Source organism: Bradyrhizobium jicamae, assembly GCF_018130215.1.
Taxonomy (GTDB): Bacteria; Pseudomonadota; Alphaproteobacteria; order Rhizobiales; family Xanthobacteraceae; genus Bradyrhizobium; species Bradyrhizobium jicamae_A.
In genome coordinates this window covers 295,048-311,812 of sequence record NZ_JAFCKQ010000001.1, presented here as the reverse complement: position 1 = coordinate 311,812, position 16,765 = coordinate 295,048, and the positions used below count along the sequence as shown (strand labels likewise).

Sequence of the window (16,765 nt, the reverse complement as noted above, 5' to 3'; positions counted from 1 at the left end):
ACCCGCGGAGAGTCCTCCTCACCCGGCGCGTTGCGCCGACCTCTCCCCGCAGGCGGGGCGAGGTGACTTTCTAGGCGCGCATCCGCGACACGCGGCAACAAGAAACACCTGTAAAATATGGCTTTCTCAACTTCGTTCGGAACGGACCGGGCGCCCGGCGCAGGTGTCACCGCGGTGCTGGGGCCCACCAACACCGGCAAGACGCATCTCGCGATCGAGCGGATGCTCGGCCATTCGTCGGGGCTGATCGGCCTGCCGCTGCGGCTGCTCGCGCGCGAGGTCTACAACAAGATCGCCGATCGCGCCGGCGTCGATAACGTCGCGCTGGTCACCGGCGAGGAGAAGATCAAGCCGAAGGCGCCGCGCTTCTGGGTCTCGACCGTGGAAGCGATGCCGCGCGATCTCGACGTCTCCTTCCTCGCCGTCGACGAGATCCAGATCGCCGCCGATCTGGAGCGCGGGCATGTCTTCACCGATCGCATCCTCCACCGCCGCGGCCGCGACGAGACGCTGCTGCTCGGCGCCGCGACCATGCGGCCGATGATCGAGCGGCTGTTGCCGGGCGCATCGATCGTCACGAGACCGAGGCTCTCGACGCTCGAATTCGCCGGCGATCGCAAGATCACGCGGCAGCCGAGACGAACGGCGATCGTCGCGTTCTCCGCGGACGAAGTCTATGCGATCGCCGAATTGATCCGCCGCCAGCATGGCGGCGCAGCGGTCGTGCTCGGCTCGCTGAGCCCGCGCACACGCAATGCGCAGGTCGCGATGTTCCAGAACGGCGACGTCGATTTTCTCGTCGCCACTGACGCCGTCGGCATGGGCCTCAATCTCGACGTCGATCACGTCGCCTTCGCCTCCGACCGCAAGTATGACGGCTATCAGTTCCGCCGCCTGACGCCGGCCGAATTCGCGCAGATCGCAGGGCGCGCCGGCCGCGCCACCCGCAACGGCACGTTCGGCACCACCGGCCGCTGCGCGCCGTTCGAGCCGGAGCTGGTGAATGCGCTGCAGAACCACACCTTCGACAGCGTCAAGATGCTGCAATGGCGCAACGCCAGGCTCGATTTCGCCTCGCTCGGGGCGCTGCAGGTGTCTCTGGCGCAGCCGCCGAGCCACGAGGCGCTGACTCGGGCGCCGATCGCCGAGGATCAGCGCGTGCTGGATCACGTCGCGCGCGACGCCGAGGTGCGCGAGATGGCACATGGCCCAGCCGCCGTGGAGCGGCTATGGGAGGCCTGCCAGGTTCCGGACTACCGGAAACTGTCGCCGGCGGCCCATGCCGAACTCGTGAGCACGCTGTATGGCTTCCTGATGCAAAAGGGGCGTATCCCTGACGCATGGTTTGCCACCCAGGTCGACCAGGCCAATCGCACCGACGGCGATATCGACACGCTGTCGGGCCGGATCGCGCAGATCCGCACCTGGACCTTCGTGGCCAACCGGCCGGACTGGCTGTACGACCCCGACCACTGGCAGGGGATCACGCGCGAGCTGGAAAATAAATTATCCGATGCGCTGCATGAACGGCTCACGGAGCGTTTCGTTGACAGGCGGACCAGTGTATTGATGCGCCGCCTGCGGGAGAACTCAGTTTTGAATACGGAAATCGGCAAGACCGGCGACGTCATCGTGGAAGGCCATGTGATCGGCCGCCTCGACGGTTTCACCTTTGCACCAGACGCGGCCGAGGCCGGAAGCGACGCCAAGGCGCTGCAGGCCGCAGCCCAGCAGGTGCTGGCGCGCGAGATCGACGCGCGTGCCGAGAAATTGGGCGCCGCTCCCGACGACCAGTTCGTGCTGACCTCCGACGGCACCATCCGCTGGACCGGCGACGCGGTGGCCAAGCTGGTCGCGGCCGACGACGCCCTGCATCCGCGCCTGCGCATCATTTCCGACGAGCGGCTGACCGGCGCCTCGCGCGAGGCCGTGCAGACGAGGCTCGACCTTTGGCTCAAGACGCATATCGAGAAACTGCTCGGGCCGCTGTTCGAGCTGTCCAGGGCCGAGGATCTTCAGGGCATCGCGCGCGGCATCGCATTCCAGCTCGTCGAGGCGCTCGGTGTGCTCGAGCGCTCGAAGATCTCGGCCGAGATGAAGGATCTCGACCAGCCCTCGCGCGCGACGCTGCGCAAATACGGCGTGCGCTTCGGCGCCTACCACATCTACTTTCCGCAGCTGCTCAAGCCGGCGGCGCGCGCGCTCGCCTCGCTGCTGTGGGCCGAGAAGCAGAGCAATGTCGACATGACCGCGCTGTCGAATGTGCAGCATCTGGCATCCAGCGGCCGCACCTCGTTCCCGGTCGACAAGCAGCTCGCGCGCGATGCCTATCGCGTGCTCGGCTATCGCCAGTGCGGCGAGCGCGCGGTGCGCGTCGACATCCTGGAGCGGCTCGCCGATCTGATCCGCCCAGCGCTGGCCTGGCGCGAGACCTCGCCGGGCGAGAAGCCCGCCGGCGCCTTCGACGGCCGCGGCTTCGTCGTGACCCAGGCGATGACCTCGCTGACTGGCTCGGCGGGCGAGGATTTCGCCTCGGTGCTGCGCGCGCTCGGCTATCGCATGGACCGCCGCCCGCCATTGCCGCCGAAGCCGGTCGAGGCCGCCAAGGCCACGGAAAGCGTGGCCGCCGAGAGCGCGGAGGCCGTCGCCGCCGAGGCGCAGCCGGCCGAGGCGAACATTGAAGTCCTCGCGGATGCCGCGGTCGAGGCCAGCCACGAGGCCGTCGCTGACGCGCCGGAGGCGGAGGCCGCCGATCTGCCTGTCACCGGCGATCCCGCGCCGTCGGCGGCGCTGCTGCCTGATGTCGGCTTCGCGCCTGCCGCGAGCCACGAGACGGCTGGCGCCGTCGAGACGCAGCCGGAGCCTGCGGCAGAAGCCGCGCCGGAGCCTGCCGCTCTCGCCGCGGCACCGGTGGACGACGCCGCGCCGGAAGCGACCGGCGAAATCCCTGCGGCCGCTCCCGATGCGCCCGCGGAAGCTGCGAGCGCTGAAGGAGAAGCTCCCGCCGCGACAACCGAGGCCGCACCAGCCGCAGCTGCCGAGGTGCCGGCGGAGCCGCAACTGGTCGAGGTCTGGCGCCCCGGTGGCCGCTCCGACGAGCATCGCCCGCGTCACCACGATCGCAGCCGCGACCGCAATCGTGGCCGTCATCAGGGCAAGCCCGCCGACGGCGCGCAAGCCGCCACGCCCGGCGAAGGCGGAACGGGCGAGAAGCGCGAGCATCATCGCCGGCCGCGCCGTCACCATGATTTCCGTGCACCGCCGCGTGAGGGCGCGCCTGCCGAGGCTGCGGCTGCATCATCGGCACCCGCTGACGGCGCGCCGGCCCGCGAGCAGCGTGGCGATCGCCGCGAGCGCTTCGAGGGCAAGGGCCGCGACCGTGACAATGAGCGGCGGCGCGACAACAAGTTCGGCGGCGACCGCAAGGGCGATCGCGGCGAGCGGGATCGCGGTGGCCGTGATTTCGGTCGCGACAAGGGCGGTCGCGACAAGCGCGATGGCGGGCCGTCGCACCGGCCCTACGCGTCGAGCGCGCCGCGCGAGCGCGACCGGCCGATCGATCCGAACTCGCCATTCGCCAAGCTCGCCGCGCTGAAAGAGCAGCTCGCGGGTAACCGCAAGGACTAGTCCGGACACTCGGCGAAGACTTGGACAGACAGCGCCTCGACAAATGGCTGTGGCACGCGCGGGTGGTGAAGGCCCGCACCAGCGCTGCCGAGCTCGTCGCGTCAGGCCACGTCCGCATCAACGGCGTCAGGGAGAAATCGCCGGGACATGCGGTGAAGCTCGGCGATGTCGTCACCGTTGCGCTCGACAACAGCGTCCGCGTGCTGAAAGTGATCGGCTTCGCCGAGCGGCGCGGCGACGCGGCTTCCGCGCGGGTCCTCTACGACGATTTGCAAGGCGGCAAGGAATAGCTATCTAGGGACGGCAATTCGGATTTGTGCCGGACGCCTGGCGCTTTTTGGGGGCCCGCGTCCCTTGCGGCTGCGGTATTCCTGCGCTAGGCAACCCCAGAAAAAGCTGACTGTTTCCGGAGTTTTGGATGACCTACGTCGTCACTGAAGCCTGCATCAAGTGCAAATACACCGATTGCGTCGAGGTGTGCCCCGTCGATTGCTTCTACGAGGGCGAGAACATGCTGGTCATCCACCCTGACGAATGCATCGATTGCGGCGTGTGCGAGCCGGAATGCCCGGCGGATGCCATCAAGCCGGACACCGAGCCGGGCCTGGAGAAGTGGCTCGAGGTCAACCGCGACTACGCCAAGACCTGGCCGAACATCACCCAGAAGAAGGACTCGCCCGAGGACGCCAAGGAGTGGGAAGGCAAGGAAGGCAAGTTCGAGAAATATTTTTCTCCGAATCCGGGGAGCGGCGACTGATTCGCTGATCCCGCTCCAGGGCGCCTCGAGGCGTCCCGGGACGACTGAATTGAGCGGGCATTGCCCCCTCCCGACGCTGTTTCGCCTGCCGATTTAACCCTAATGACGGACATATGACCGGAAGGTCCCTCGATATGTCCGGAATCGGGCCTAAATCATTGATTTTTGCGGAAAATGTGCTATATTCGGCACATTACAAGCCAAGAACCCCCCTGCCACGCGTATCCTGTGGCTTCGAGGTTCCCGCAACATCGAACAGGGGCGTGGCAGTTTCCGCGCGCAGGCTGTGTCACAGAAAACGCGTAAAAAGAGTGCTTCAAAGACGACCAAGAAATCCGCTGTCGTTGCTCGCAGCGCAACCAAGGGCCGTGCCAAGGCGACCGTGAAGGATGCCAAGAGGGCGGCGGCCGCAAAGTCCTCAAAGAACAAAAGAAGCCTGATGCCAGACAAGACTGCCAAGACTGCCGCGAAAGCGACAGCCGCGAAGACCGGTGCCGCGAAGGTTGCTCCCAAGCCTGCCGCCACGCCGAAGCCGGCCGCCCACAAGGCTGCCGCCCCCGCCGCTGCTCCGAAGGTTGCCGCGAAGCCGGCCGCCGCTCCGCCGCGTCCGGAAGAGAAGAAGGTCGTGACCCAGCGTCAGGGCTTCAAGGCCAATGAATTCGTCGTCTATCCCGCCCACGGCGTCGGCCAGATCCTGGCGATCGAGGAGCAGGAGATCGCGGGCGCCAAGCTCGAGTTGTTCGTGATCAATTTCATGAAGGACAAGATGACGCTTCGTGTCCCGACGGCGAAGGTCGCCAATGTCGGCATGCGCAAGCTGTCGGACCCGGCGCTGGTCAAGAAGGCGCTGGAGACGCTGAAGGGCCGCGCCCGCGTCAAGCGCACCATGTGGTCGCGCCGCGCCCAGGAATACGAAGCGAAGATCAATTCGGGCGATATCGTCGCGATCGCCGAGGTGGTCCGCGATCTCTACCGCTCGGAATCGCAGCCCGAGCAGTCCTACAGCGAACGGCAGCTCTATGAAGCTGCGCTCGACCGTCTGTCGCGCGAAATCGCCGTCGTGCAGCACTCGACCGAGACCGAAGCGATCAAGGAGATCGAGGGCCAGCTCGCGAAGAGCCCGCGCCGCGGCGCCAAGGCCGAGAACGCTGAAGGCGACGCCGAGGGCGATGCCGACGGTGAGGATATGGACAGCGACGGCGACGACAACGCCGTCGAGGACGAAGCTGCGTAAGCAGCGCTGCCAGATTTCAGATCAAAGGCCCGGTCGAGAGACCGGGCCTTTTGCTTTTGCACGACGCGCTGGCCGTCCTGTGCAGCTCACCCGCATTGCGCGGTCGATCTGGATGCAGTCCACCGATACGACGGGGCAGGTAGTCGGGAAAGGCGCGGAGGCATCGGCAGCCGATTGTCCGCGCGACGGTCACTCCGAAGGTCGCGATTGCGGCTCGGCTTGTCGTGAATGAGACTGGTGCTTGCTCAATCGCGGAGGATGCCAGGCCACAACAGAGCTTTGTTTCCAGGAGGACAAATTGATTGATCAACGCACCGCGCCATTGGCGGCGCTCCTGCTGCGCGTAACCCTCGGCTCGCTTTTCATTGCGCATCTATATTGGAAGTTCACCATACTTCCGGGTGGTCTACACACCTGGTGGTCGAGCTTTGCAGCGAACGGATATCCCGCGTTCACGCCATGGTACTGCATCTCCGCCGAGTTTCTCGGCGCCATTCTGCTGATACCGGGCATCTGGACACGTTGGGTCGCACTCTACGCCCTGCCGCTCATGGCCGGAGCGGCGCAATTCTGGGCCGTGCGCAAGGGCTTCTTCTTTGTCGGGGGCGGCTCGGAACTCCCCGTCGTCTGGTCGGTCATGCTTGTGATCCAGGCACTGTTGGGTGACGGGCTTTATGCGCTGGTTCCCTCGTCCGCCGCTCGACTGCAATTGAGAGCTGCCTAGTCAATCGACACCGACCTGGCTTGCCGATGCATGCGGTCTGGCAAAATCACCGCTTGGCTGACAGCTGCGACTCAGACCTGCTGTGCCGCGCTGGCGGACAGGCAATCGCGGGACCGGCGGGAGGCTCGGCATGTTTGCGGGACGATCGCCGGGCCGTGGATTCGGCTGGCTCTGGACGGCGTTTGCGGTCTCGACGTTCGGGACGTGGATCGCCTTCGACGCGTTTCCGCTGATTGCGATCCTGGTGCTGCATGCGGGCCCCGCCAGCGTCTCGGCGCTCGCGGCCACGGGCCTGGCCATCGGCACCGCGGTCGCGGTGCCGCTCGGGCCGTGGGTCGAATTCCACCGCAAGCGCGCCGTGATGATCGCGATGGATCTCGTGCGCTTCGCCGCGACCGTCAGCATCCCCGTCGCATTCGCCTTCGGGTGGCTCACCGTCGCGCAGCTTCTTGTCGTCTCGATCATCGTGGCAACTTCGGATATCGCCTTCCGTGCGGCCAGCGGCGCCTGCCTGAAGGCGATGGTGCAGCCCGAGGACCTCGTTGCGGCCAACGGGCGGCTCGAGGCCACGACCTGGACCGCCACCGCGATAGGGCCGCCGCTGGGCGGCGCGGCGATCGGATTGTTCGGTCCGGTCGCGACGGTGATCGCCAATGCGCTCAGCTTCGTTCTTTCGGCAATGGCGATCGGCGCGATCGGCGGCGGCGAGGCGGTGCCAGTTCGACGGGACCCGCGAGGCTTTCGCGCCGCCGAGCTCCTCGCGGGATGGCGCACCATCCTCGCCCACCCGGTATTGCGACTGCTGTTCTTCAACACCGTGCTGGTCAACGGCCTGATCATGGCGACGGCGCCGCTGCTTGCGGTGCTGATGCTGGGCCGGCTCGGATTCGCGCCCTGGCAGTACGGGCTCGCCTTCGGTGCGCCGTGCATCGGCGGCCTGATCGGCGCACGCCTCGCCCCGGGACTGGTCGCGCGGTTCGGCCAGCGCAACGTCCTGCTTGCGGCCGGCACGCTGCGCGCCTGCTGGTCGCTCGGTCTTGCCTTCATTCCGGCAGGCGCCGCCGGCATCGTGCTCGTCATGATCCTCCAACTCGGCATCGTCACGAGCGTCGGCGTGTTCAACCCGGTGTTCGCGGCCTATCGCCTCGGACAGATCGAGACGGACCGCACGGCGCGCACGCTGTCGGCCTGGTCGATCACCAGCAACGCAACGATTGCGGCGCTGACCGCGTTGTGGGGCGTGCTGGCGGGCGTTGCCGGTGCGCGTCCTGCGATTGCGATCGCCGGCCTCCTGATGCTGGCGACGCCGCTGCTATTGCCACGGCGCGCACTCGCGGTGCCTCGCGGCCTCAGCACGACGGCTGCGTGAGGCGCACTTTTTCCGCCGATGGCCGCGGCAACCGGCATGCCGCGTGCTATGCTGGGCGCGCTGCTGCTACTGGAATGCGCATGAGGAGTACCATTCATTCAGCGAGGAGCAATCGCGATGACGTCCAATGTTGAAGCAACCAGAAAGGGTTACGAGGCATTTCAACGTGGTGATATTCCTGCCCTTCTGAGCGATCTGATCGATGACACCTGCACCTGGATAACCCCGGGTCCTCCGGACAAATTGCCCTGGGCCGGCACCTTCAGGGGAAAGCAGGAGATCGCAAACTTCTTCGCCCGCGTCGGCGAGAATCTGGAGTTCAGCGAGTTTGCGCCGCATCAGATGATCGAGCAGGGCGATACCGTGGTGGTGCTGGGTACGCTGACCGCGCGGGCAAAGAGAACAGGCAAGATCGTAAAGAACGAATGGGCCCACGTTTTCAAGTACCGCAACGGAAAGGCGGTGCTGTTTCAGGAATACATCGACACGGCGGCGGACGTTCTCGCAATGACCTGATGGAGCTCCATCTGGCCGGGATTATCGGGGCTTCGCCGAAGTCCCGATAATCCCGGATTGCACCGTGCCCTGGCCAGGCTGCATCAGCTACTTCACCCGCTGCTTCTCGAGCTTTCTCGCCAGCGTGCGGCGGTGCATGCCGAGTCGGCGGGCGGTCTCGGAGATGTTGAAATCGGTTTCGATCAGGGTCTGGTGGATGCGCTCCCATTCCAGGTTCTTGATCGAGGTCGGGCGGGCGCCGACCTCGATGGCGGCGTTGCCCTGCGCCTTGGAGAAAGCGGCCTCGATGTCGTCGGTGTTCGACGGCTTGGCCAGGTAGTGGCAGGCGCCGAGTTTGATCGCCTCGACGGCCGTCGCGATGCTGGCAAACCCCGTCAGCACCACGATCAGCATCTCGGGATCATGCGCGTGCAGCGCTTCGACGCAGGCGAGGCCCGAGGCGCCGCCGGCGAGCTTGAGGTCGACCACGGCATAGCCGGGCGATTGCTGCTCCACGAGCTGGCGGACCTCGTCGAGGGAGGCCGCGACCATGACGCCATAGCCGCGGCGCTCGAACGAGCGCCTCAGCGTGCGGGCAAAACCCGCGTCATCCTCGACGATCAGGAGCTGGCGTTCATCCACGACGATCGTCTCCGATCGCAAGCGTCGACAGCGGCAGCTCGAGCCTGACCGAGGCGCCGAGATCGGGCCGGTTGCGCGCCGTCACCACGCCGCCGAGCTTGCGCACGACATTGACCACCAGGAACAGGCCGAGGCCGCTGCCGGGACTCCCCTTGGTCGATTGGTAGGGCTTGCCGACATGCGACAGCATCTCGCGCGCAAAACCCGGGCCGCGGTCGCTCACCGACAGCACCAGCGTGTCGCTGTTGCGCTCGGCCGTCAGCTCGATCCAGTCCCGCGACACCTCGGCGGCGTTGTCCAGCACGTTGAAGATCGCCTGCTTGAGCGCAATGTCCGACACGATCGGCAGATCGGCGCCGAAGGCGTTGCGGAAGTAGAGCGTGGCCGATGGCCGCGTCGTCCGCCATTCGTCCACCAGAGCCGTCAGGAAGGCGTCGACCGTGGTCGGCGCGGAGCCTTCGCCGCGCGCCTCGCCGGCCGACAGCAGGATCCCCGTGACGATCGACTTGCAGCGTTGCAGCGACGTTTCCATCTCGCCGAGATCCTGCGACAGCTCATCGTCCGACGTCAGCGCCGGCATCCGCCGCCAGTCGCCCAGGATCACCGAGAGCGAGGCCAGCGGCGTGCCGAGCTCGTGCGCCGCACCCGAGGCCAACAGGCCCATCCGGACGATGTAATCCTGCTCGGCGGCTTGCTGGCGCAGCGCGGCGAGGCGGGCGTCACGGTCGCGCAGATTGAGGTTGATCCTGGTCACGAACACCACGAGCAGCACGGCATCGAGCACGAGGCCGATGAAGGTGCCGGCGATGTACCGGCTGAACGCATCGCCAAATCCTTCGTGCGGCAGCGCCAGCGGCTCGTAGTAGCCGGTCAGCCAGGCGTAGCTCATGCAGACCAGCGCCACCAGCGACCAGGTCGACGGCGCGTCCAGCAGCACGGCGCCCAGCGTCACCTGCAGCAAATAGAGCGAGGTGAACGGATTGGTCGCGCCGCCGCTGAGATAGAGCAGGGTGGTCAGCGCCGCCACGTCCAGCGTCAGCGCGATCAGGAGCTCGCGGTTGTTGACGTCGGCGCGGTAGCGCAGCCAGAGGAAGCTGACGAGATTGAGCGCCGCCAGCGCGCAGATCACCGCCGCCATCGGCAGCAGCGGCAGCGCAATGCCCATCCAGAACTCGACGAAGGCGATGGTGACGATCTGCCCGACCACCGCCGTCCAGCGCAGCTGGATCAGCAGGGCCATGTTCTTGCGGTTGGTGGCGACGTCGGGCGGCGAAAACGCAGCGAGATCGAGTTGCGCGGCGGCAGACTCGGTCCCGGCGGTCAGCGTCACGGCCTGGTCCGCCGCCGTTTGTTCGTCATGCCGATCCGATGTGCGCTCGAGCATCTGGGCCTGGGTTGCGAGACAGGTTGCGTGCTGCGCCGATCAGGCGGCGCACGGCGGCGCGCCTTGAGTCCAAGCTTGGGTCGGAGGCGCAGGCGCGACCCCTGCCGCTGATGGTGCGCAGGAGCGCAGCCGCCAGCATAATGGCCAGCGTGAACCATGTCAGCGCGTAAATCAGGTGGTTGTTTGGAAACCGGACGATCGTGAGCCCGCCGACCGGAATGCCGCCCGCGTTGGGTGCCGCATCGGCATCGATGAAGAACGGGGCCACCTTCGGCAGCCCGTGTGTTGCCGCGATTGCAGCGACGTCGCGCGAGTACCAGCGGCCGGCCGCGGGATCGTTGCTGCGCAGAAAGGCGCCCTTCGGCTCCGACATCCGCAGCAGGCCGGTAACGGTTACCGCCCCCTCCGGATCGCCCTGGCGCCGTGTCGCGGAATCGCGCCTGTCTGATGGAACGAAGCCGCGATTGACGAGAATGGTGGTTCCGTCGGCGGTGCGCAGCGGGGTCAACATCCAGGACCCGGGACCATCAGATGTCACGGCCTGCACCAGCGTCTCGTCCGTGTGCAGGAACGTGCCGCTCACGGTGACGTGCCGGTATTCGTCGCCGGCGGCCGTCACCGCAGGCCACGATGACGGAGCGGGCGGTGGCGTCGGTGCGGCGTGGACGCGTTGCTCGACCCGCTCGATCAGCGCCAGCTTCCAGGTCCGGCGCTGGATCTGCCAGACGCCGAGCCCGGTCAGCATCGCCACACCCAGCATGCCGAGCGTGAGCAGCATGTAGCGACGGAGAGCAAGATTGCGGCCGCGTCGGGACTTCGCTCCCACCCCCGCAGGCGGGAGAGATGGAGCGGAGTCTGTGTCGCCGCGCGTCGTCACGGCATCTGACTCATATCGTGCATCGGCATCATGTTGATGTTGAGATGATGCATGACCCAGAGCGACCCGGTCAGCGCGATCACCACCATGACGACGGTGAAGATCAGCGCCATCATGGTCCAGCCGTTCTCCGACCGCGTGTTCATGTGCAGGAAGTAGACCATGTGCACGACGATCTGCACCGCGGCGAACAGCAGCACCAGGATTCCGGTGGCCGTCTTGTCGGCGATCGCGCCCGTCATCACCAGCCAGAACGGGATCGCGGTGAGGACGACAGAGAGGCCGAAGCCGATCAGATAGCTTTGCAGCGAACCATGAGCGGCACCGCCATGGGCGTCGTGGTCGGGCAGGGCGTGAGTGTCTGAGGTCATCGCAGCATTCCCAGGAGATAGACGAAGGTGAAGACGCCGATCCAGACGACGTCGAGGAAGTGCCAGAACATCGAGAGGCACATCAAGCGGCGCCGGTTGGCCTCGATCAGGCCGTAACGCGCGACCTGCACCATCAGCGTGACCATCCAGACCAGGCCGAAGGTGACGTGCGTGCCGTGGGTGCCGACCAGGGTGAAGAAGGACGACAGGAAGGCGCTGCGCTGCGGCGTTGCGCCCTCATGGATCATGTGCGCGAACTCGGAGAGCTCGATGCCGATGAAGGCGAGGCCGAACAGCCCGGTGATCGCAAGCCAGGCCTGCGTCGCCCCGACCCGCGATTTCTCCATCGTCAGCATCGCGAAGCCATAGGTGATCGAGGAGAGCAGCAGCATCGTGGTGTTGACCGCCACGAGCTTGAGGTCGAACAGGTCCTTCGGCGACGGACCGGCAGCGTAATTGCCGCCGAGCACGCCGAAGGTCGCGAACAGCATCGCGAAGATGAGGCAGTCGCTCATCAGGTAGATCCAGAAGCCCAGCATGGTGCTGGCGCCTTCCGGGTGGGCGTGCTCATCGATCAGGTGGAAGACCGGCTCCGAGCCTTGCGTGGAAACGTTTGCGACGGTCATGATTGGGCTCCCGCAGCGAGAAGGCGCGTCCGCGCGTCTTCGACCTGGCCGACCCGGTCCGCCGGGATGTCGAAGTCGCGGTGATAGTTGAAGGTGTGACCGATCGCGACCGCGAGCAGCGCGATGAAGCTGACGGCGGCGAGCCACCAGATGTACCAGATCAGGCCGAATCCCATCGCGGTGGCAAGTCCGGCGAGGACGATGCCGGTGCCGGTGTTGGAGGGCATGTGGATCGGCCTGAAGCCGGCCAGCGGGCGCCTGTAGCCGCGGCGCTTCATGTCCCACCACGCATCGTTGTCATAGACCACGGGCGTGAAGGCGAAATTGTAGGCCGGCGGCGGCGACGAGGTCGCCCATTCCAGGGTGCGCGCATTCCAGGGATCGCCGGTGACGTCCTTGAGTTGCTCGCGGCGCAGGATGCTGACTGCGAACTGCACCAGCATCGAGATGATGCCGAGGAAGATCAGCAGCGCGCCAAAGGCGGCGATGACGAACCAGATCTGCAAGGACGGATCGTCGAACACGCGCAGTCGCCGGGTGACGCCCATCAGGCCGAGCACATAGAGCGGCATGAAGGCGAAGTAGAAGCCTGAGACCCAGAACCAGAACGACAGCTTGCCCCAGAACGGATCGAGCCTGAAGCCGAACGCCTTCGGAAACCAGTAGTTGATGCCGGCGAACAGGCCGAACAGCACGCCGCCGATGATCACGTTGTGGAAATGCGCGACCAGGAACAGGCTGTTGTGCAGCACGAAGTCGGCGGGCGGCACCGCGAGCAGCACGCCGGTCATGCCGCCGATCACGAAGGTCAGCATGAACGCCACCGTCCACATCATCGGCAGCTCGAAGCGGATGCGGCCGCGGTACATCGTGAACAGCCAGTTGAACATCTTCGCGCCCGTCGGGATCGAGATGATCATGGTGGTGATGCCGAAGAACGAGTTCACGCTGGCGCCGGAGCCCATCGTGAAGAAGTGGTGCAGCCAGACCAGATAGGAGAGGATGGTGATGACGACGGTCGCGTAGACCATCGAGGTGTAGCCGAACAGCCGTTTGCCGGAGAAAGTCGCGGTCACCTCGGAGAAGATGCCGAAGGCCGGCAGCACCAGGATGTAGACCTCGGGATGGCCCCAGATCCAGATCAGGTTCACGTACATCATCGGGTTGCCGCCGAAGTCGTTCGTGAAGAAGTTGGTGCCGACGTAGCGGTCGAGCGACAGCAGCACCAGGACCGCAGTGAGCACCGGGAAGGAAGCGACGATCAGGACGTTGGTGCAGAGCGCGGTCCAGGTGAAGACGGGCATCCTCATCATCGTCATGCCCGGTGCGCGCAGCTTGACGATGGTGCAGATCAGGTTGATGCCCGATAGCGTCGTGCCGACGCCGGCGACCTGCAGGCCCCATATGTAATAATCGACGCCGACGTCGGGACTGTAGCCGATGTTCGAAAGCGGCGGATAGGCGAGCCATCCGGTGCGCGCGAACTCGCCGATGAACAGCGACATCATCACCAGGACAGCGCCGCCGACCGTCATCCAGAAGCTGAAATTGTTGAGGAACGGGAACGAGACGTCGCGGGCGCCGATCTGCAGCGGCATGACGTAGTTCATCAGGCCCGTCACCAGCGGCATCGCCACGAAGAAGATCATGATCACGCCGTGCGCGGTGAAGACCTGGTCGTAATGATGTGCGGGGAGGTAACCTTCCGAACCGCCGAATGCGATCGCCTGCTGCAGGCGCATCATCAGGGCGTCGGCGAAGCCGCGCAGCAGCATCACGATGCCGAGGATCATGTACATGATGCCGATGCGCTTGTGGTCGACTGACGTGAACCACTCGCGCCACAGATAGGTCCACAGCCGGAAATAGGTGACGATGGCAAACAGCGCGAGGCCGCCGGTGGCGACCATCGCGAAAGTGCCGACCAGGATCGGCTCGTGCAGCGGCAGGGCGTCCAGATTGAGGCGGCCGAAGATCATCTTCACGAGTTCAGGATTGTCGAACATGCGGCCCTCCTCAGGACTCTGATTTCGGACGCTGGCCGAGCAGCAGGGATGTCGATGACGGGTGGACGGGTGAGAATGGCGGGCGCTTCAGGCCGACGCCGCGCAGCGGCGTCATGTCCAGCGGTGCGAAGACCTCGCGCGCCGGCGCGTCCTTGATCTCGTCCATCGAGCAGATGCCGGCGACGAAGGTCGGCTCATTGCCGAGCGGCGCGCCGCGGCGGGCGTATTTGTCGTAGGTGAGCGGCAGCGTGTTGTTGAGACCCTCGCGCCCCAGGCCGCCCTTGGCGTCGATCGCGGTCATCTCGCTCATGCACATCTTGCCGGGCTCGACGCACAGGTTGAGGATCGCCTTGTAGAGATCGCGATCGACCGAGCCGTAGAGGCGCACAGGAACGTTCTCGCTCGGGCGCTCGAGCTGGAGATAGTCGGTACGGCCGAGCATGTTGCTGCTGGCCTTGGCGGAGGCGATCCACTTGTCGAAGTTGGAGGCCGACAGGCTCTTGAATTCGAAGTGCATGCCGGAGAAGCCGGCGCCGCTGTAATTGGCCGAGAAGCCCCTGAAGGTGCCCTCATGGTTGGAGACCGCGTGCAGCTTGGTCTCCATGCCGGGCATGGCGTAGATCTGGCCGGCCAGTGCCGGGATGTAGAAGGAGTTCATCACCGACGATGCCGTGGTGCGGAAGCGGATCGGGCGATCGACGGGAGCGGCGAGCTCGTTGACGGTGGCGACGCCGTAGTCGGGGTAGATGAACAGCCACTTCCAGTCGAGCGCGACCACCTCGACGTTGAGCGGGGTGTCCTTGGCCGCGATCGGCCGGCCGGTGTCGATTCGGCCGAGCGTGCGGTAGGGATCGAGCAGATGCGTGCCCATCCAGGTCAGCGCGCCCAGGCAGATGATGATCAAGAGCGGTGCCGACCAGATCACGAGCTCGAGCTGGGTGGAGTGATCCCATTCCGGCTCGTAGGGTGCCTGCGTGTTGGACTGGCGGTAGCGCCAGGCGAAGAACACCGTCAGCGCCATCACCGGCAGCACGATCACCAGCATCAGGGCGGTCGAGATGATGACCAGGTCGCGCTGCTGGGCGGCGACGTCGCCTGCGGGAGCCAGGACGACGAAGTCGCACCCGGCAAGCAGTGCCGCAAACGGCAATAAGGCCAATAATTTCAAGGCGCGCACGGCTCACCCCGCTGGAATTTTATGAGTTCTGCCAAGGGGTAGCTGCGATGCAGCAAAGTTGACATTGGACAATTTGTCCAATGTTGCAGTGCGGGATAGAGGACCAGACAGTAAGGTGGACCACGTGGCAAAGTCTGCCCGTGGCCTCAGCTTCCAAGGACGGCGCGATGGCACAGGCCCCAGCAATGGCTCACGGCAACCCGACGGCTTCAGGTCACGGCCAGGCGAAACCCGGCGAAATCGCCATCGGCGTCATCATCGGGCGCACCTCGGAATTCTTCGACTTCTTCGTCTACGCGATCGCCTCGGTGATCGTGTTCCCCAAGCTGGTGTTCCCGTTCGTCAACGAGCTGACCGGAACGCTGTATTCCTTCGGGATCTTCGCGCTCGCCTTCGCCGCGCGCCCGCTCGGCACCGTCATCTTCATGGCGGTCGACCGCCGCCACGGCAAGGGCGCCAAGCTCGTCATCGCGCTGTTCCTGCTCGGCACCGCCACGGTCGCGATCGCGTTCCTGCCCGGCTACGACACGATCGGCGTTGCGGCGATCTGGCTGCTGGCGGCGACCCGTCTCGCGCAGGGCATCGCCTGGGGCGGTGCCTGGGACGGCCTTCCCTCCTTGCTCGCGATGAATTCGCCGGCCGGACATCGCGGCTGGTACGCGATGGTGCCGCAGCTCGGCGCCCCGCTCGGGCTGATCGTGGCCAGCGCACTGTTCGCCTTCTTCGCCGGCAACCTCTCGGCCGACGACTTCTTCGACTGGGGCTGGCGCTACCCGTTCTTCGTCGCCTTCGCCATCAACGTCGTGGCGCTGTTCGCGCGGCTGCGCATCGTGGCCACGGAAGAATATTCGGAGCTGTTCGAAAGCCGCGACCTGCAGCCGACGCGCGTCGGCGAGACCGTGAAGGAGGAGGGCCGCCATATCCTGCTCGGCGCCTTCGCCCCGCTGGCGAGCTTTGCGCTGTTCCACATGGTCACGGTGTTTCCGTTGTCCTGGGTGTTCCTGTTCACCAAGGAAAGCCCGGTGCGCTTCCTGATCATCGAGATGATCGGGGCCATGGTCGGCGTCGCCGCGATCGTGGCCTCCGGCATGATCGCCGATCGCGTCGGGCGCAAGCCGCTCCTGATCGGCTCGGCGATCGCGATCGCGGTCTATAGCGGTTTCGCGCCCCAGCTGCTCGACGCCGGTCCCATCGGCGAGTCCGTCTACATGGTGCTGGGCTTCATCCTGCTCGGGCTCTCCTTCGGCCAGTCGTCGGGTGCGATCGCCTCGAGCTTCGCGCAGACCTACCGTTACACGGCCTCGGCGCTGACCTCCGACTTCGCCTGGCTGTTCGGCGCCGGCTTCGCGCCGCTCGCAGCGCTCCTGCTCGCAACGCATTTCGGGTTGCTCTCGGCCGGTGGCTATCTGCTCTCGGGCGCGGTGTGGACGCTGCTGGCGCTGTGGCTCAGCGGCCTGCGCGAGGCGGAGAGCTGAC

General features: G+C 65.8%; 15 protein-coding genes. 8 read left to right on the top strand and 7 right to left on the bottom strand.

Features of this window, described 5'->3' with window-relative positions:
* Positions 1 to 117: 117 nt before the first annotated feature.
* The 7 genes from JQ586_RS01430 (at position 118) to JQ586_RS01400 (ending at position 8,227) form a co-directional block, all read left to right on the top strand.
* On the top strand, positions 118 to 3,627 hold the full coding sequence (locus JQ586_RS01430; RefSeq protein ID WP_212392691.1) for a helicase-related protein: 3,510 nt from the start codon (positions 118 to 120) through the stop codon (positions 3,625 to 3,627).
* 20 nt (positions 3,628 to 3,647) lie between these two features.
* Complete coding sequence (locus JQ586_RS01425) at positions 3,648 to 3,917, top strand: RNA-binding S4 domain-containing protein (protein WP_212392690.1); 270 nt, start codon at positions 3,648 to 3,650, stop codon at positions 3,915 to 3,917.
* 128 nt (positions 3,918 to 4,045) lie between these two features.
* Positions 4,046 to 4,384 carry a ferredoxin FdxA gene (fdxA, locus tag JQ586_RS01420; protein ID WP_212392689.1) on the top strand — a complete coding sequence of 113 codons (339 nt, stop codon included), beginning with the start codon at positions 4,046 to 4,048 and terminating at the stop codon, positions 4,382 to 4,384.
* A 439-nt stretch (positions 4,385 to 4,823) separates the two neighbouring features.
* The gene (locus JQ586_RS01415) at positions 4,824 to 5,618 is read left to right on the top strand and encodes a CarD family transcriptional regulator (protein WP_212392688.1); all 795 of its coding nucleotides are present in this window, start codon (positions 4,824 to 4,826) and stop codon (positions 5,616 to 5,618) included.
* 298 nt (positions 5,619 to 5,916) lie between these two features.
* A complete protein-coding gene (locus JQ586_RS01410) occupies positions 5,917 to 6,342 on the top strand; it encodes a DoxX family protein (RefSeq protein WP_212392687.1) in 426 nt (141 codons plus the stop codon).
* Between the two features lie 130 nt (positions 6,343 to 6,472).
* Complete coding sequence (locus JQ586_RS01405) at positions 6,473 to 7,711, top strand: MFS transporter (RefSeq protein WP_212392686.1); 1,239 nt, start codon at positions 6,473 to 6,475, stop codon at positions 7,709 to 7,711.
* Positions 7,712 to 7,828: 117 nt separating this feature from the next.
* A complete protein-coding gene (locus tag JQ586_RS01400; protein ID WP_212392685.1) occupies positions 7,829 to 8,227 on the top strand; it encodes a nuclear transport factor 2 family protein in 399 nt (132 codons plus the stop codon).
* Between the two features lie 87 nt (positions 8,228 to 8,314).
* Here the strand turns inward: JQ586_RS01400 and JQ586_RS01395 are convergent, their stop codons facing one another.
* From JQ586_RS01395 to cyoA, 7 genes are all read right to left on the bottom strand, one after another.
* On the bottom strand, positions 8,315 to 8,848 hold the full coding sequence (locus tag JQ586_RS01395) for a response regulator transcription factor (RefSeq protein ID WP_409410947.1): 534 nt from the start codon (positions 8,846 to 8,848) through the stop codon (positions 8,315 to 8,317).
* Positions 8,841 to 10,232: an ATP-binding protein gene (locus JQ586_RS01390; protein ID WP_212392683.1), complete on the bottom strand. Its 1,392-nt coding sequence runs from the start codon at positions 10,230 to 10,232 to the stop codon at positions 8,841 to 8,843. Before JQ586_RS01390 ends, JQ586_RS01395 begins: the two co-directional genes overlap by 8 nt.
* A complete protein-coding gene (locus JQ586_RS01385) occupies positions 10,204 to 11,010 on the bottom strand; it encodes an SURF1 family protein (RefSeq protein ID WP_212392682.1) in 807 nt (268 codons plus the stop codon). Before JQ586_RS01385 ends, JQ586_RS01390 begins: the two co-directional genes overlap by 29 nt.
* A 95-nt stretch (positions 11,011 to 11,105) precedes the next feature.
* Complete coding sequence (gene cyoD / locus JQ586_RS01380) at positions 11,106 to 11,480, bottom strand: cytochrome o ubiquinol oxidase subunit IV (RefSeq protein WP_212392681.1); 375 nt, start codon at positions 11,478 to 11,480, stop codon at positions 11,106 to 11,108.
* Positions 11,477 to 12,106 carry a cytochrome o ubiquinol oxidase subunit III gene (gene cyoC / locus JQ586_RS01375; RefSeq protein ID WP_212392680.1) on the bottom strand — a complete coding sequence of 210 codons (630 nt, stop codon included), beginning with the start codon at positions 12,104 to 12,106 and terminating at the stop codon, positions 11,477 to 11,479. The genes cyoD and cyoC overlap by 4 nt, the downstream gene beginning before the upstream one ends.
* Positions 12,103 to 14,112, bottom strand: coding sequence for a cytochrome o ubiquinol oxidase subunit I (gene cyoB, locus JQ586_RS01370; RefSeq protein ID WP_212392679.1), 2,010 nt, complete (start codon positions 14,110 to 14,112; stop codon positions 12,103 to 12,105). The genes cyoC and cyoB overlap by 4 nt, the downstream gene beginning before the upstream one ends.
* 10 nt (positions 14,113 to 14,122) lie before the next feature.
* A complete protein-coding gene (gene cyoA, locus JQ586_RS01365) occupies positions 14,123 to 15,289 on the bottom strand; it encodes a ubiquinol oxidase subunit II (RefSeq protein ID WP_212392678.1) in 1,167 nt (388 codons plus the stop codon).
* 167 nt (positions 15,290 to 15,456) lie between these two features.
* On the opposite strand from cyoA, the gene JQ586_RS01360 reads away from it, so the two are divergent.
* A complete protein-coding gene (locus JQ586_RS01360; protein ID WP_409334531.1) occupies positions 15,457 to 16,764 on the top strand; it encodes an MFS transporter in 1,308 nt (435 codons plus the stop codon).
* Position 16,765: the final 1 nt, after the last annotated feature.

Bases quoted from the DNA above. Each gene is read 5' to 3' on its own strand.
- JQ586_RS01415 (WP_212392688.1), top strand. From the start codon at position 4,824: ATGCCAGACAAGACTGCCAAGACTGCCGCGAAAGCGACAGCCGCGAAG.
- cyoC (WP_212392680.1), bottom strand. From the start codon at position 12,106: ATGACCGTCGCAAACGTTTCCACGCAAGGCTCGGAGCCGGTCTTCCAC.
- JQ586_RS01360 (WP_409334531.1), top strand. From the start codon at position 15,457: ATGGCACAGGCCCCAGCAATGGCTCACGGCAACCCGACGGCTTCAGGT.
- cyoD (WP_212392681.1), bottom strand. From the start codon at position 11,480: ATGACCTCAGACACTCACGCCCTGCCCGACCACGACGCCCATGGCGGT.
- JQ586_RS01400 (WP_212392685.1), top strand. From the start codon at position 7,829: ATGACGTCCAATGTTGAAGCAACCAGAAAGGGTTACGAGGCATTTCAA.
- JQ586_RS01390 (WP_212392683.1), bottom strand. From the start codon at position 10,232: ATGCTCGAGCGCACATCGGATCGGCATGACGAACAAACGGCGGCGGAC.
- fdxA (WP_212392689.1), top strand. From the start codon at position 4,046: ATGACCTACGTCGTCACTGAAGCCTGCATCAAGTGCAAATACACCGAT.
- JQ586_RS01430 (WP_212392691.1), top strand. From the start codon at position 118: ATGGCTTTCTCAACTTCGTTCGGAACGGACCGGGCGCCCGGCGCAGGT.
- JQ586_RS01405 (WP_212392686.1), top strand. From the start codon at position 6,473: ATGTTTGCGGGACGATCGCCGGGCCGTGGATTCGGCTGGCTCTGGACG.
- JQ586_RS01385 (WP_212392682.1), bottom strand. From the start codon at position 11,010: ATGCTGCTCACGCTCGGCATGCTGGGTGTGGCGATGCTGACCGGGCTC.
- cyoB (WP_212392679.1), bottom strand. From the start codon at position 14,112: ATGTTCGACAATCCTGAACTCGTGAAGATGATCTTCGGCCGCCTCAAT.